The organism is Streptomyces sp. NPDC005799, assembly GCF_040630525.1.
Lineage (GTDB): Bacteria > Actinomycetota > Actinomycetes > Streptomycetales > Streptomycetaceae > Streptomyces > Streptomyces griseorubiginosus_B.
In genome coordinates, this window is record NZ_JBEXXQ010000007.1 from 175,368 (window position 1) to 189,820 (window position 14,453).

Below are 14,453 nucleotides of genomic sequence, written 5' to 3' on the forward strand. Positions count from 1 at the left end.
TTGAAACAGCTATGGTGGGTGCGTAGACAGTCACGAGGGGAGACACAGGCGATGACGGAATGCCGCAGGATGAGCGGACGCGTGGCGGTGATCACCGGCGCCGCCCACGGGATCGGCGCGGCCACGGCTCACAGACTCGCGGCCGAGGGAGCCCTGGTGGTGGTCACGGACGTGGACGACACCGCGGGCAAGGAGGTCGCGGCCGCCATCACCGGCCAGGGAGGTCGAGCCGAGTACGTACGCTGCGACGTCACCTCGGCCGCCGACTGGGAGCACCTGGCCCGCCACGTCCAGGAACACCACGGCCGCCTGGACGTGCTGCACAGCAACGCCTTCGCCCAGCTCAACAAGCCGGCCCACGAACTGAGCGAGGCCGAGTGGGACGGCCAGATGGCCATACTGCTCAAGCCGGCCTGGCGCGGGATGAAGACCTTCGCGGCCATGCTCCGCGAGGCCTCGGGATCCGTCGTCCTCACCTCCTCGGTGCACGCGCTCGTCGGCCTGCCCGGGCGCGCCGCCTACGCCGCCGCCAAGGGCGCCCTGTGCTCACTGGGCCGCCAGCTGGCCGCCGAGTACGGGCCGGACATCCGGGTCAACACCGTGCTGCCCGGCCCCATCCTCACCGCCGCCTGGGAGGGAATCCCGGAGCCCGACCGGGCCCGCAGCGTGGCGGCAACCGCGGCGAAACGGTTCGGGCAGCCGGAGGAGGTGGCTGCCGCCGTAGCCTTCCTGGCATCGGCGGACGCCTCCTATGTCACCGGCGCGAGCCTGGTGGTGGATGGAGGATGGAGCGTCATGAAGGAGTCCTCGTGAGCGGCGTGCCACGCGCGGTGAGCCGTGCGCGGCACTCGCGGACCGGACCGACACGGAAACGGAGAACGTGGTGACCCATCCCGGCAGGGGGCTGCACGGCCAGGCGGTGGAGGAACTGGGCCGTCGCATCATCCGCGGCGACTACCCCCCGGGCTCCGTCGTGGACCCGGCCAACTTCGAGGTGGAGCTCGGCGTCAGCAAGACCGTGGTGCGCGAGGCACTGCGCGTGCTGGCCTCGAAAGGCCTGCTCGAGTCGAAACAGAAACGCGGTACGACCATCCGGCCCCGCGCCGACTGGAACCTCCTCGACAGCGACCTGCTGCGCTGGCAGGGCAGCAGCGCGCCCACCGACGGCTTCCTCGGGGACCTCGCCGAGGTCCGCGCGATAGTCGAGCCGGCCGGCGCCCGGCTCGCCGCCGCCCGCCGCACCGCGGCCGACCTGGACGCGATGCGGCAGGCGCTGGAGGCGATGGCCGCGGCGGACAAGGACGCGGAAGCGATGGTCGAGGCGGACCTGGCTTTCCACCGTGCCCTGCTGGACGCCGCGCACAACGAACTGCTCAGCCGCATGGAAGTCGTCATCGAGGCCGGCCTGCGCGTCCGCGACCGGATCGTGCACGGCGCCCGGCACTTCTCCGACTCCATCCCCGTGCACCAGGAGCTGCTGGACGCGGTCGAGGCGGGCGATCCGGACGTCGCCGTGGCCGCCGTCGTATCCCTCCTGGCCCAGGCCTCCGACGACCTCGCGGCCGTACGCGCGAACCAGGACGCGGCCGGCACCGATCCGCTTCCGAAGGAAGTGCCTTGAAGATAACCGCACTTGAGACGTTCCTCGTGGCTCCGCGCTGGCTGTTCCTGCGCGTCGCCACCGACGAGGGCATCACCGGCTGGGGCGAGCCCGTGATCGAGGGCCGCGCCGAAACCGTGCGTGCCGCCGTCCACGAACTCGCCGACCATCTCATCGGCCGGGACCCACTGCGCATCGAGGACCACTGGCAGGTACTCACCAAGGGCGGCTTCTACCGGGGCGGCCCCATCCTCTCCAGCGCCGTCGCCGGCATCGACCAGGCGCTGTGGGACATCGCAGGCAAGACCTACGGCGTCCCCGTCCACCGCCTCCTCGGCGGCCCCGTGCGCGACCGCGTCCGCATGTACGCCTGGATCGGCGGCGACCGCCCCAGCGACGTGGCCGAACTCGCCGAGGAACAGATCAAGGCGGGCTTCACCGCCGTCAAGATGAACGCCTCCGCCGAACTCGCCCCGATCGACACCCCGGCCCGCACCGCCGAGGTCGTCGAACGCGTCGCGGCCGTCCGTGAAGTGCTGGGCGACGAACGGGACATCGCCGTCGACTTCCACGGCCGGGCCTCCACCGCCATGTCCCGTCGCCTGCTCCCCCAACTGGAGCCGCTGCACCCGTTGTTCGTCGAGGAACCCGTCCGGCCGGAGCACTCGGGCAACCTGCGCAGCCTGGTGGAGTCCACGAGCATCCCGCTCGCCACCGGCGAACGCCTGTACTCCCGCTGGGACTTCCGCGAGGTCATGGCCAGTGGCATCGCCGTCGCCCAGCCCGACCTCTCGCACGCCGGCGGCATCTCCGAGGTCCGCCGCATCGCCGCCCTGGCCGAGACGTACGACGTCACCCTGGCCCCGCACTGCCCGCTCGGCCCGATCGCCCTCGCCGCGAGCCTGCAGATCGCCTTCTCTGTGCCGAACTTCCTGATCCAGGAACAGAGCATCGGCATCCACTACAACCAGGAGTGCGACCTGCTGGAGTACGTGATGGACCCCGAACCCTTCCGCTTCCAGGACGGACACGCCGTCGCGAGCCCCCGGCCGGGGCTGGGCGTCGACATCGACGAGAAGGCCGTTCGCCGGGCCGCCGAGACCGGACACCGCTGGCGCAACCCCGTCTGGCGCGGCCCCGACGGCGCGTTCACCGAGTGGTGACGGCCGCGCAGCCGCCGCCCCTGAACCGAACCCGCACAGAGAGCCCCGCTTTCATGAACCTGGTGGAAACCCTCCGACACCACCGCCTGCTGGCGATCGTCCGGGGCAAGGACCCCGTCGCCGTCCTGCGCACCGTACGCACCCTCGTCGAAGAGGGCATCGCCGCCGTCGAGATATCACTGACCACCGCCGACGCCCTCACCGTGATCGAGCAGGCCCGCGCCGCGCTCGGCCCCGACGCCCTCCTCGGCGCCGGCACGGTGCGCTCCGCCGCGGACGCGGGCCGCGCGGTCGACGCCGGGGCGTCCTACCTCGTCACCCCGGCACTGGTCGACGGGCTGGTGACGTACGGCGTGCCCGTGCTGATGGGCGCCCTGACACCGAGCGAGATCGAAGCCGCCCTCGCACGCGGCGCCGACGCGATCAAACTCTTCCCCGGCTCCCTGGGTGGCCCCGGCTATCTGCGGGCCCTGCGCGACCCGTTCCCCGAGGTGCCCTTCGTGCCCGTCGGGGGAGTGGACGCAGAGGCCGCCCGCGACTACCTGGCCCGGGGCGCCCTCGCCGTCGGCGTCGGCTCACCGCTCGTCGGTGACGCGGCCGACGGCGGCGACCTGGACCAACTGCGCGTCCGCGCCGCCGAGTTCCGCACGGTGGCCGCCGGGGACACGCCGTGAGCGCGGACCGCCAGGGGCCGCCGGAGGTGGTGACCTTCGGCGAGACGATGGCGGCGCTGCGTGCCCACGGCCCCCTGCGGATGGGCGGCAGCCTCGGGCTCTCCGTGGCGGGAGCCGAGTCCAACGTCGCCATCGGCCTCGCCCGGCTCGGACACCGGGTGCGCTGGGCGGGCCGGGTCGGCGCGGACGAACTCGGTGCCCTGGTCCTGCGCACCCTGCGCGCCGAGGGAATCGACACCAGCCACGCGCCCACCGACGACGCCGGACGGCCCACGGGTCTGCTGCTGACCGAACCCCGCCTGGGCACACTGACCCGCGTCAGCTACTACCGCGCCGGTTCGGCGGGTTCGGCCCTCACACCGGACGACGTACTGCCCGCACTGGACCCCGGATCCCGCGTCCTTCACCTGACCGGCATCACCCCGGCTCTCAGTCCGTCCGCGGCCGAGGCCGTCCTGGCCGCCGCCACGGCCGCCCGCGACGCCGGCATCACCGTATGCCTCGACGTCAACCACCGCTCCAGGCTGTGGACAGCCGACCGCGCCCGCGCCGCCCTCCGGCCGTTGCTCGCCCAAACCGACCTGCTCGTCGCCTCCGAGGACGAGCTGCCGCTGGTGCTGGAGCGGCCCGAGACAGATGAACCGGCCGCCGTGAAGAGCCTGTTGGACGCAGGCATCCAAGAGGTGATCGTCAAACGCGGCGCGCAGGGGGCGACGGTCGTCGCCACCGACGCGACAGTCGAGCGCGCAGCGCGGCAGGTCGACGCCGTCGACCTGGTCGGCGCGGGCGACGCCTTCGTGGCCGGATACCTGTCCGGACTCCTCGACGGCGCGGACATCCCGGCCCGTCTGCACCGGGCCGTCACCACCGCGGCCTTCGCCGTCGCCACCCGGGGCGACTGGGAAGGCCTCCCCACGCGCGACGAACTCGGACTGTTCGACGAACCCGACGGCACGACCGTCCGCTGACCGCCGACCGCCGACCGCCGACCGCCGACCGCCGACCGCCGACCGAAAAGAGGTGACCCATGACCTTCACGACAGCGCCCGTCACGGTCGTCGTGGACGGAGGGTACGAACTCGCCGAGGGTGGCCGCTGGGCCGACGGCAGGTATGTGTACGTCGACATCATCAGCGGGCGGCTCTTCGAGCTACGTGACGACGGACGACCTACTCCGCGCCAACTCGCCCGGCTCGACGTCCCGTTGGGCGCCGTCGCCCCGGTGAGTGACGCGCCGGACGTATGGATCGCCGCCGCGGGCACCGGCATCGCGCTGCTTACCGTTGACGGTGCGCTGGAGTGGCTGGACCGCCCCGAGGAGCGCACCGCGGTCCCCAGCCGGATGAACGACGGCGTCGCGGACCCGGCCGGCCGCTTCTGGGCGGGCAGCATGGCCTACGACGGCACCCGGGGCGCGGGCTGCCTCTACCGAACCGACCTCGACGGCACGGTCGTTCGCGTCCTCGACGGGCTGACGATCGCCAACGGGCCCGCCTTCAGCGCCGATGGCACGACCCTGTACCTCGCCGACTCGGCCGCCGGCACCATCCTGCGCTGCCGTGTCGATGCCCTCTCCGGCGACCTGTCCGGCGGCCCGGAGACCTTTGCCCGCCTGGGCGGAGAGGAAGGACGCCCCGACGGGATGACCGTCGACGAGGAAGGCTGCCTGTGGGTGGCGATGTGGGGTGCCGGTGAGGTCCGCCGCTACCACCCCGACGGTCACCTGCTGCACACCCTGAGCGTCCCCGCCCCGCACCCCACATCGGTGTGCCTCCACCCCACCGACCACCGCCTCTACGTCACCACGGCCCGCCACGGGGTCACCGACCCGACCCCTGCCTCCGGCGCCGTGCTCACCGTCCCCGTACCGGTCGGAGGGACGGCCGCCTGCATCTGGCGGGGCCGGTACTGATGAGCTCAGCCGCCCCTGGGAGCGACGCCGGCGTAGGCGATGTCCTCATCGTCCTCATCGCGGAACGCGTCGTACCGTCGCGCTGGGGGAAGGCAGACCGTCGCGGACGGCTTTCAGAGGCTGAAGACGAGTTCGGCCTGGTCGCGCTTGGTGGTGTGCAGGTCCCAGTAGACGGGGGAGATCTCCTCGGGCTGGGCCGTCGGGAAACCGGGGACGGCCGGCGTGCCGATCGAGACGTCGATGCCGACGTGGGCGGCCTGGACGCCGGTGCCGTCCAGCTCCTTGTGCAGGTTGACGGCCCAGTTGCGGAGCGCCGCGGCGGCGGCGTTGACGTTGCCGACCTGCGGCACGGGGTCGATGGAGCCGGCGCCGGTGGTGTAGAGCAGGGTGCCGGCCCCGGCCTCCCGCATCGCGGGCAGCACTGCCCGGGTGGCGGTGATGGCGCCGTAGAGCTGGAACTCGATCTCGTGCTGGACATGAGCCGGTCCGGTCTCGGCGGGAGTGGTCATGACGGTGCTGAGCCCGGCGACGGGGGAGTACTCCAGGACGTCGATGCCGCCGAACTTCGCGGCGGCGTCCTGGAGTGCCTTGCTGAGGGCGTCACGGTCGAGGACGTCCGCGGGGAAGGCGGCGGCGTCGATGCCCTCCGCCGCGAGCTTGCCCACGAGAGTGTCGAGCTTCTCGCGGTTGCGGGAGATCAGGGCGACGTCGAAGCCCTGGGAGCCGAAGGTGCGAGCGATGGCCAGGCCGAGCTGGGGGCCGGCCCCGATGATGGCGATGCTGGTCACAGTGATCCTTTTCGTGAGATGGACAGGGAGCGGAAGCATCTGGATAGGGCTATCCGATTCAAGATTCGGATAGGGCCTTCCGCTTCACCGCGTCCCACCGTACCACTTAAAATGGATAGGGCAATCCAGTTGCTAGACTGACCGGTATGACGCCTGCCGACCAGCACCCCGACGCCCCTGCAGCGCAGCCCTTGCGCAGTGACGCCGAGCGCAACCGGGAACGGATCATCGCCGCCGCGCGCACGGTCTTCGCCCGGGACGGACTCAATGCCTCCATGGCGTCCGTGGCCCGTGAGGCAGGGGTCGGCATCGCCACCATGTTCCGGCGCTTCCCCACCAAGGCGGAGCTGGTCGACGCCGTCTTCATCGACCGCATGACCGCCTACGCCGACGCGGTCACCACTGCCCTCGACGACCCCGACCCCTGGCACGGCTTCGTCGGCTACGTCGAGACCGCCTGCGCGATGCAGGCCGCCGACTACGGCTTCGCCGACGTGCTGACCACGACGTTCCCCGCCGCCAAGGCCCTGGAGCACCGTCGCAACGAGGCGTACGAAGGCATGCTCGAACTCATCGGCCGCGCCAAGGCGACCGGCCGCCTGCGCGCGGACTTCGACCCTTCGGACCTGGTGCTGGTGCACATGGCCAACGCCGGTGTGGTCAACGCCACCGGCGGCGCAGCACCCGAAGCCTGGCGACGCGTCGTCGCCCTGCTGATCCAGTCCTTCGAGACCCCGGCCCGCGGCCGGTTGCCCGCATCCCCCGAGCATGAGGCCCTCTACAAGGCCATGCTCCGTCCTGGTCCGACGGGCGCCGCAGCGCCCGAGTCGGACGGCTGACCGCACGATGACGTGACGCCCGCCGACCGCCGGTGGTCGGAACCTGTCCGCTGTGCCGGTACCGATAGGCCGGGCCCATGTGGCGATGGCCAGCCTGCCCGCCCACCTCACGCCGGGCGCGCGGGCGTTCCTGTCGCATGGTCGAGCCCGTGCCCGGCTTCGCCCCGGACATCGCGGGTCAAAGACTGACCGGGAGGAACTCGCCCGGCTGGCCGAAAGGGCCGGTGAACTCGGCACACTGCGGGCGGTGGCACACGCCGAGACCGTCGCCCCCGGAGGAAGCCGACTGGCGCAGAATCCTCGAGGTCGACTTCGTCGGAACCGCGTTCCTCGCCGAGGCGCTCCGCCCGCAGGCCACCGAGGGCACCGCGTTCGTGTACTGCGCCTCGGTGTCCCCGCTGATCGCTCACATCGACCCGGACCCGGCGGTCGCGGCCGTCCTGGACGGCCCGCTGGAGGAGGGATTCCTCGACCGGATCCGCGAGGCGATCGGCCCGGCCGTCGAAGATCCGGCGTGGGCGTACCCGTGGGCCATGTACGGCGTGCACCGCTTCGTCCGCGCCGAGGCGGTGGGGCTCGGGCCGGTGGGCGCGCGGGTGTGCTCGGTGCCGCCCGGAGCCATCGACACCCGCAGACCAGACTGGAGATGGGGCGCAACGAGTCGGTACGGCGACTCATCGAGCGCACGCCACTGGGCCGCGTCGGTCGGTACCAGGAGGTCGCCGCCGTCGCCGCGTTCCTGCTCTCGGACGAGGCGAGCTTCGTGAACGGCACCGACATTGTCGTCGACGGCGGCCTGTGCGCTGCTGTCCAGGACGAGTGACGGAGTGACCCCGCCGGTAGGGCAATGACGCGGCCAAGTCGGTATGGGTCAGGTCAGAAGCGTCGAGAAATATCTGATGAGTCAGCTATCGTCCGGCGATGTGAACCCGTCGTCGACGGGGAGAAACGCGACGCGACGACCGGCCGAGCACCTCGACCGAACCACTGCACGCAGGAGATTCCGCATGTCCGCAGCAGACAACAAGGCATTGGTCATCGCCTTCTATGAGCAGGCCTTCAACGACTATCAGCCCGAGCAGGCCGCTGCCGCGCACCTCGGCGAGACCTATACCCAGCACAACCCCGAGGCGCAGGACGGCCCGCAGGCCTTCGTCGGCTACGTCCACTGGCTGCGCGGGCAGTTCCCCGACCTGCGCCTGGACATCAAGCGCGCGATCGCCGAAGGGGACCTCGTGGTCACCCATAGCAACCTGCACCTCAAGCCCGGTGACCGTGGCATGGCCGTCGCCGACTTCTGGCGCGTCGCCGACGGAAAGATCGTCGAGCACTGGGACGTCATCCAGGAAGTGCCCGAGAAGAGCGCCAACGACAACACCATGTTCTGAGTCAGGCGTTCGCATGCGTGCCGGGACGGGTGGGCGTTTCCGTTCGTGCTCTCCGCCCGCGGCTGCACCACCCCGCCGCGTGCCGCGGTACATGCCACGGCACGCGGCTTCCGCGCTGCTCCCGCCGGGCCTCCATTTTCTGGGGCTAGGCGGAGCTCGGGCCGGTTCGAGCGAGGCGGACCATGGCGCGGAAGAGGGCTCTGGGTGCCGGGGCTTCGGGTACCGCGGGAATCGGAGCGCCGGGGGCGGCGTAGGAGCGGATCATGTGACCGACGAGCCGGCGCCAGGTGTCGGGAGCGCTGTCGCCGGCGGCGGCTATGACGCCGGCGTTGGCCATCTGCAGGATCACGAGGTCCTCCGGGACGAAGTCCTCGCGGAGGTGTCCGGTGCTCCGGGCGCGGGCGATGAGGTCGAGGAACGCGTTGTACGACTCCATGCGGCGGGCCTCCAGGGTCCTGGCGGCCGGGAACGACATGGTCAGGACGTCGGCAAAGCCGCGGTCGGCGGCTTGCATGGCACAGACGGCCTGGATGAAGCCGGTGAAGCCGTCCCAGGGATCGGGGTCGGCGAGCGCCTCGGCGACGGCGCCGGCGTAGGCGTCCATGCGGTCGGCGAAGACGGCGTTGATGAGCTCCTCCCGCGTGGCGAAGCGGCGGCTGAGCGTTGCCTTGCCGACGCCCGCCTCGCGGGCGACTGAGGCCATGGACACGCCGAGTCCTTCGGTGGCGAAGAGACGGCGGGCGGCGGCCAGGATGAGATCGCGGTTGCGTTCGGCGTCGGCGCGCAGTCTGGCTTCGGGCTGCCGGTCCGGGGTCCGGTCGGTAGGTGCGGAGGTCATGTACCTACTCTAATCAAATGGAACGGGCGGCCCACTTCTGCTGTTACGCTCGGCGGTAATGGAACCGGGAAGGCCGGTCCACTTATGAGGAGGTGCTGTCATGCGCGCTGTGACCCTGGAGGCGGTTCCTGCCGCCCCCGCCGTGACCGAGGTGGACACTCCCCGTCCCGAGGCCGGAGAGCTGCTGGTGAAGGTGGCCGCCTCCTCGGTGAACGGCTTCGACCTCGTCGTGGCTGCGGGCTACCTGCAGGGAATGATGGAGCACCGCTTCCCGCTGGTGCTCGGCAAGGACTTCGCGGGCACCGTCGAGGCGCTCGGCGCGGGCGTGGAGGGCTTCGCGGTCGGTGACGCGGTCTTCGGTGTCGTGATGAAGCCGTTCCTGGGCACCGGGTCGCTCGCGGAGTACGTCACCGTGTCCGCCGGTTACGCCGTCGCCCCGCTCCCTCAGGGTCTGGCGGTGACGGACGCGGGCGCGCTGGGCGTGGCCGGGGCGACCGCGGTGGACTGCCTGGACGCGGTGGCCCTGGCCGATGGCGAAACGGTGCTGATCTCCGGTGCCGGCGGTGGGGTGGGGTCGCTGGCCGTGCAACTCGCCGTCGCCGGTGGCGCGAAGGTGATCGCCACCGCCCGCCCCGGCGCGCAGACCGACTTCGTCACCGGCCTGACCGACACCGAGATCCACGTGGTCGACTTCACCGGTGACCTTCAGGCCCAGGTCCGCGCGATCGCCCCGGACGGCGTGGACGCGGTGCTGCACCTGGCGGGAGACGGGGCCGAGCTCGCCGGCCTGCTGCGCCCGGGCGGTCGGATCGCCTCACCCGCCGGTCTGACCCAGGACGCCGTGAAGGACCCGGACGTCACCGTCCATCCGATCATGGCCGACCCGAACGCCTCGACCCTGACCGCCCTGGCCGAACAGGCCGCCTCCGGCTCGCTGCGCGTGCCGGTCACCGCGACCTACCCCCTGGAGCGGGCCACGGAGGCGTTCACCGCCTTCAGCTCCGGCACCCCGGGCAAGATCGCCGTCGCCTGCTCCTGAGAACCACCCCACTGACGAAGAGAGTTCAGCATGCCCACCATCGCCATCATCGGCGCCGGCCCCGGCATGGGCCTGGCCATCGCCCGCACCTTCGGCAGCCGCGGCTTCGACGTGGCCCTGATCGCCCGTACCAAGGACAAGCTCCAGGCGCTCGTCGACGAGCTGGGCCAGAAAGGGATCACGGCCGAGGCGTTCCCGGCCGACGTCCTTGACCGGCCCTCGCTGACCGCCGCCCTGGACGCCGTGAAGGACCGCTTCGGCGGCATCGACGTACTGGAGTACTCGCCGGCCCCGCACTCCCCGGTGCCCGGTCACTCCCTGGCCATCCCTTCCGAGGTCACGCCGGACAATCTTCAGCCGCAGATCGAGTACAACCTCTACGGCGCCATCACGGCGGCTCGGGCGGTCCTGCCCGCGATGCGGGAGGCCGGCGCCGGGACCCTGCTGTTCACCACCGGCGGCGGTTCGGTGGACCCGGTGCCGATGATGGGCAACGTCAACGCGGCAGCGGCTGCCTTGCGCAACTGGGTGATCAACCTGAACAAGGAACTGGCCGGCAGCGGGGTGCACGCCGCCCACGTGGCGATCAGCGTCTGGATCGGCGGGGGCGGCCCGGAAGGCTTCCCGACGGCCACGGCCGACGAGATCGCCCCGCTGTACTGGGACCTGCACGCAAACCGTGACCGCTCCGAGGCCGTTTTCACCGCCTGATCGGCCCGCCCATCCCGCGCCCGGGAGGGGAAACCGCTCACTCCCACCCCGTCCCCGTCTGCCAAGGAACCCGTACGTGAACGTCTTCTTGTGGATAGTCCAGGCCGTTTTGGCCGCCATGTTCGCCCTGGCCGGTGTCATGAAGTCCACCCAGCCCAAGGAGAAGCTGGCCGGTCAGCTGCCCTGGACGGCCGACTTCTCCCAGGGCACCGTCCGCCTCATCGGCATCGTGGAGTTCGCCGCCGCGCTCGGCTTGATCCTGCCCGCGGCCACCGATATCGCGCCCGTGCTGACCCCGCTGGCCGCGACCGGTCTTGCCGTGGTGATGGTGCTCGCCGCGCTCACCCACGCCCGCCGCAAGGAGCCCGGTGCGATCGCTTTCAACGCCGTTCTGCTGATCCTGGCCGCCCTGGTGGCCTGGGGTCGCTTCGGCCCGTACAGCTTCTGATCACAGCGAGGAACCACCCCTGGTGCGTGTCTCCGCCGGTGCCACCGGCGCGATCGGCCGGCTCGTCGTCCAGCGGCTCCTGGACGACGGCCACGGGGTCACCGCCGGCCGCATCCGGTCCGGCTTCCTCGGCCACGATCACCGACACCCGTCTCGGTGTCTACTCCTTCGGCAACACACCCCGTCTCCCCGACGGCAGCCGCGGATCCACCGCCCAGGCGCTCCGTGTCGTACTGGAGGCCGTCAAGCTCGCCGACGAGGCGGGTCTGGCACTTCTTCGGAGTGGGCGAGCACCACATGCGGGCCATGCCACTGTCCTCGCCCACCTCCGTGGTCAACGCCGCCGCGGCCACCACCCGTCGGATCAAGCTCGGCACAACGGTCACCGTGCTGTCGACCGACGACCCGATCCGGGTGTTCCCGCAACTCGCGACCGCCGCCTCTCTGGCTCCCGGACGTATCGAACTGGTCGCCGGCCGGGGGTCGTCGACGACCACGCTCCCGCTGTTCGATCACGACGAGCATGACTACGACATGGTCTACGCCTCCAAACTCGACCTGCTGATGGTCGTCAACGCCGGGGAGCACGTCACCTGACACGGTCCGCACCGCAGGAGGCCGCTGCGGGATGTCACCGTCTTCCCTCGCCCCGAACAGCCGCTGAAGATCTGGCTGGGGACGGGCGGCAGCCCGAACTCGGTCGGGCGGGCCGTGGAGTTGGGACTGCCGATGTTCCTCGGCGTCCGGGCCCGGTCGACGTACCTGGAGTACGAGCACCGCATGATGGTCGAGGGCATGGCCGAACTGGGGCGCCCCGCCCCGTCACGCGGCGACCGTGCCGCGAACCACGGCCCCGAGGGGATGGTGTCCGTCGGCGACCCCGACGCGATCGCCGACCGCATCCTCCACCTGCACGGGCTGCTCGGCCACACCCGCCAGATCCTTCAGATGGACGTCGGCGGCGTGCCCCAGCGCGACTTCCTGCGCGGGATCGAACTCCTCGGTACGAACGTCCTTCCGCAGGTCCGAGCCGAACTGGCGAAACCGTGAGCCGGAGCCGTTTGCGCTGTTGCACGCAGGCACGGGGCACTGATCGATGGCGCGGGCTCCGGGCAGGACCCTGGACGGTGACCGTTTGTTCGGGGCATGTCCTCCGTCCGCGATGCCGGCCCCCGCGACTCAGCTCGCGGCCGGCGCGGTGCCCGGGCGGGACGGGGCCAGGACCCAGCGCACCGCCGAGGTCATCGCGGACCCCAGGGGCCGTACACACCACTCGTCGACCACCGGCAGCCGGGGCAGGCGCAGTTCGCGGGCGGCCCAGGAGGGCAGGAGGGAGACCGCGTTGGCGGCGAGCACACCGTAGGGGAGCCGGGCGGCCAGCGGTACGGGGGGATTGAGCAGCAGGAAGCGTGCGGCCTCGCGTGCCTGCGCCGAGGCGCGCAGCTCGGGACGGTAGGCATCGAGGACCCCCGCGAGCTCCTCACGGTTGGTGGGCGGGTCGACGACGCCGAGTTCGGCGGCGATCCGCGCGGCGTCGGCGACGTACGCGTCACACCCGTCCTCCGGCAGGGGCCGCGCGCCGTAGCGCTGGTGCGCGCGCAGGAAGCTGTCGACCTCGGCGGCGTGCACCCAGGCGAGCAGGTGCGGGTCGGCAGCGTGGTAGCTCTCGCCCTCGGGGGTCCTGCCGCGCACCCGTTCGTGCACCGCCCGGACCTGGGCGCACGCCTCCTGGGCGTGGGCGGCGGTGCCGAACGTGGTGGTGGCCAGGAAGGTGCTCGTCCGCTGCAGCCGGCCCCAGGGGTCCCCGCGGTAACCGGAGTGTGCCGCCACGGCCGCCATGGCCAGCGGGTGCAGGGACTGCAGGAGCAGTGCCGACAGACCGCCGATGAACATCGAGGCGTCCGAGTGCACCCGGCGTATCGGGCGTTCGGGGCCGAACCAGCGCGGGCCGGGAGTGTCGTGGATCCGCGCCCGGTTGCGCGGGCCGTCCGGGCCGGCGACACGGGCGAAGAGGCCCTTGCCCAGTTGCTCACGCAGACCGAGTGCGCCGGGTCCGGCGAATTTCGTCAGCACCTGGTCCTCCTCCAGTTCACCTTGATCACGGCTGTGACCCCGTGTACGCGAACAGGTCCCGTCGGCTTCCTGCCCACGGGACCCGCTCACCACCCTGGTGTCCTACCAGCGATACCAGCGGCCCCTGCGGCCACCATGCCCGGCGGGCCGGGCCACGAATCCCAGCAGCCACAGCACCAGAACCGCGATGGCGACCCACCACAGCGCCTTCAGGGCGAATCCGGCACCGAAAAGAACAACAGCCAGCAGCAGTACGAGAAGCAAGGGAACCATGTTTGTCTACCTCCGCAGTTTCTGGTGCCCCGGGAAAAGCGCGTCACGCACGTCAATTTCCCTTTGTTTGTTTTCGTCGAGGCCGGGAATTCGGTCCGTTTCGTGTTTCCGGACCGGGTCGTGCGAAACGCCTGGTTCAGCCCTTGGCGGCCTTCGCCGCGTCCGCCTCCGTGTCGGCGCGGGACGTGGAAAGGGCGCCGCCCGCGTTCTCCAGATGGGCGCGGACGAACCACTGGAACTGCTCGAGGTCCCGCAGCTGCTCGATGAGCAGGTCCTCCGTCGCCGGGTCGATCTCTCCGACTGTCTTGACGGCGGCGCGTACGTCCTCGATGAGGCCGGTGTAGACGACGTCGAGCGCTCCCAGGTGTGCGATGGCGTCCTCGCGGCCGATGGAGTAGTCGTCCCAGGTGCGCTCCTTGACCAGCGAGCCGGGCGTGCCCTGGGCGACTCCGCCGAGGGCCGCGATGCGCTCGGCGACGTCGTCGGCCATGTCGCGTACGCGGTCGACCTGGGGGTCGATCATCTGGTGCACGGCGATGAAGTGCGGTCCCACGACGTTCCAGTGCACGTGCTTGAGGGTGAGGTGGAGGTCGTTGAGGGCGTGCAACCGCAGCCGCAGGACGTCGATGAGGCGGCCGGCCGCCTCGCGCTCGATGCCCGGGACCGTGTACTTGGGGGTGAACGCCTTCGCCATCTCGAAACTCCTT

Annotated in this window: 19 protein-coding genes; 14 read left to right on the forward strand and 5 right to left on the reverse strand. The window is 71.2% G+C overall.

All coding sequences use genetic code 11. From position 1 onward, the window contains the following. Positions 1-69 precede the first annotated feature (69 nt). The 6 genes from ABZ453_RS09500 (at position 70) to ABZ453_RS09525 (ending at position 5,349) form a co-directional block, all read left to right on the forward strand. Entirely contained in the window at positions 70-813 is a 744-nt protein-coding gene (locus ABZ453_RS09500; RefSeq protein ID WP_359013276.1) for an SDR family oxidoreductase, read from the forward strand. Between the two features lie 67 nt (positions 814-880). Then, positions 881-1,621 carry a FadR/GntR family transcriptional regulator gene (locus tag ABZ453_RS09505; RefSeq protein WP_359013278.1) on the forward strand — a complete coding sequence of 247 codons (741 nt, stop codon included), beginning with the start codon at positions 881-883 and terminating at the stop codon, positions 1,619-1,621. Further along, positions 1,618-2,763, forward strand: a complete 1,146-nt coding sequence (gene dgoD / locus ABZ453_RS09510; RefSeq protein ID WP_359013280.1) for a galactonate dehydratase — start codon at positions 1,618-1,620, stop codon at positions 2,761-2,763. The genes ABZ453_RS09505 and dgoD overlap by 4 nt, the downstream gene beginning before the upstream one ends. A 53-nt stretch (positions 2,764-2,816) precedes the next feature. After that, entirely contained in the window at positions 2,817-3,437 is a 621-nt protein-coding gene (locus ABZ453_RS09515; protein ID WP_359013282.1) for a bifunctional 4-hydroxy-2-oxoglutarate aldolase/2-dehydro-3-deoxy-phosphogluconate aldolase, read from the forward strand. Positions 3,438-3,484: 47 nt separating this feature from the next. After that, positions 3,485-4,405 (forward strand): sugar kinase, encoded by a 921-nt coding sequence (locus tag ABZ453_RS09520; RefSeq protein ID WP_359013399.1) that lies wholly within the window; start codon positions 3,485-3,487, stop codon positions 4,403-4,405. A gap of 59 nt (positions 4,406-4,464) precedes the next feature. Beyond that, positions 4,465-5,349, forward strand: coding sequence for an SMP-30/gluconolactonase/LRE family protein (locus ABZ453_RS09525; RefSeq protein ID WP_359013284.1), 885 nt, complete (start codon positions 4,465-4,467; stop codon positions 5,347-5,349). 113 nt (positions 5,350-5,462) lie between these two features. Here the strand turns inward: ABZ453_RS09525 and ABZ453_RS09530 are convergent, their stop codons facing one another. Then, positions 5,463-6,137 (reverse strand): SDR family NAD(P)-dependent oxidoreductase, encoded by a 675-nt coding sequence (locus tag ABZ453_RS09530; RefSeq protein WP_359013286.1) that lies wholly within the window; start codon positions 6,135-6,137, stop codon positions 5,463-5,465. Positions 6,138-6,283: 146 nt separating this feature from the next. On the opposite strand from ABZ453_RS09530, the gene ABZ453_RS09535 reads away from it, so the two are divergent. From ABZ453_RS09535 to ABZ453_RS09545, 3 genes are all read left to right on the forward strand, one after another. After that, the gene (locus ABZ453_RS09535; RefSeq protein ID WP_359013288.1) at positions 6,284-6,976 is read left to right on the forward strand and encodes a helix-turn-helix domain-containing protein; all 693 of its coding nucleotides are present in this window, start codon (positions 6,284-6,286) and stop codon (positions 6,974-6,976) included. Between the two features lie 646 nt (positions 6,977-7,622). Then, entirely contained in the window at positions 7,623-7,799 is a 177-nt protein-coding gene (locus ABZ453_RS09540; RefSeq protein WP_359013290.1) for an SDR family oxidoreductase, read from the forward strand. Positions 7,800-7,983: 184 nt separating this feature from the next. Further along, complete coding sequence (locus ABZ453_RS09545) at positions 7,984-8,364, forward strand: nuclear transport factor 2 family protein (RefSeq protein ID WP_359013292.1); 381 nt, start codon at positions 7,984-7,986, stop codon at positions 8,362-8,364. 145 nt (positions 8,365-8,509) lie between these two features. Here ABZ453_RS09545 and ABZ453_RS09550 read toward each other — a convergent pair whose 3' ends face one another. Then, complete coding sequence (locus tag ABZ453_RS09550) at positions 8,510-9,202, reverse strand: helix-turn-helix domain-containing protein (protein WP_359013294.1); 693 nt, start codon at positions 9,200-9,202, stop codon at positions 8,510-8,512. A 100-nt stretch (positions 9,203-9,302) separates the two neighbouring features. Here ABZ453_RS09550 and ABZ453_RS09555 point away from each other — a divergent pair, with 100 nt between their 5' ends. The 5 genes from ABZ453_RS09555 to ABZ453_RS09575 all read left to right on the forward strand — a co-directional run bounded on the left by ABZ453_RS09555 (position 9,303) and on the right by ABZ453_RS09575 (position 12,450). After that, positions 9,303-10,241, forward strand: coding sequence for an NADP-dependent oxidoreductase (locus tag ABZ453_RS09555; RefSeq protein ID WP_359013296.1), 939 nt, complete (start codon positions 9,303-9,305; stop codon positions 10,239-10,241). 30 nt (positions 10,242-10,271) lie between these two features. Continuing rightward, positions 10,272-10,952 (forward strand): SDR family NAD(P)-dependent oxidoreductase, encoded by a 681-nt coding sequence (locus ABZ453_RS09560; protein ID WP_359013298.1) that lies wholly within the window; start codon positions 10,272-10,274, stop codon positions 10,950-10,952. A gap of 76 nt (positions 10,953-11,028) precedes the next feature. Next, the gene (locus ABZ453_RS09565; RefSeq protein ID WP_359013300.1) at positions 11,029-11,400 is read left to right on the forward strand and encodes a DoxX family protein; all 372 of its coding nucleotides are present in this window, start codon (positions 11,029-11,031) and stop codon (positions 11,398-11,400) included. Between the two features lie 306 nt (positions 11,401-11,706). Continuing rightward, on the forward strand, positions 11,707-11,997 hold the full coding sequence (locus ABZ453_RS09570; RefSeq protein ID WP_359013302.1) for an LLM class flavin-dependent oxidoreductase: 291 nt from the start codon (positions 11,707-11,709) through the stop codon (positions 11,995-11,997). Between the two features lie 114 nt (positions 11,998-12,111). Beyond that, positions 12,112-12,450, forward strand: coding sequence for a hypothetical protein (locus ABZ453_RS09575; protein ID WP_359013304.1), 339 nt, complete (start codon positions 12,112-12,114; stop codon positions 12,448-12,450). Positions 12,451-12,579: 129 nt separating this feature from the next. Here the strand turns inward: ABZ453_RS09575 and ABZ453_RS09580 are convergent, their stop codons facing one another. From ABZ453_RS09580 to ABZ453_RS09590, 3 genes are all read right to left on the reverse strand, one after another. Beyond that, entirely contained in the window at positions 12,580-13,470 is an 891-nt protein-coding gene (locus tag ABZ453_RS09580; protein WP_359013401.1) for an oxygenase MpaB family protein, read from the reverse strand. A 105-nt stretch (positions 13,471-13,575) separates the two neighbouring features. Further along, on the reverse strand, positions 13,576-13,746 hold the full coding sequence (locus ABZ453_RS09585; protein ID WP_133042561.1) for a hydrophobic protein: 171 nt from the start codon (positions 13,744-13,746) through the stop codon (positions 13,576-13,578). Positions 13,747-13,882: 136 nt separating this feature from the next. Further along, positions 13,883-14,440 (reverse strand): DNA starvation/stationary phase protection protein, encoded by a 558-nt coding sequence (locus ABZ453_RS09590; RefSeq protein WP_359013306.1) that lies wholly within the window; start codon positions 14,438-14,440, stop codon positions 13,883-13,885. Positions 14,441-14,453 lie beyond the last annotated feature (13 nt).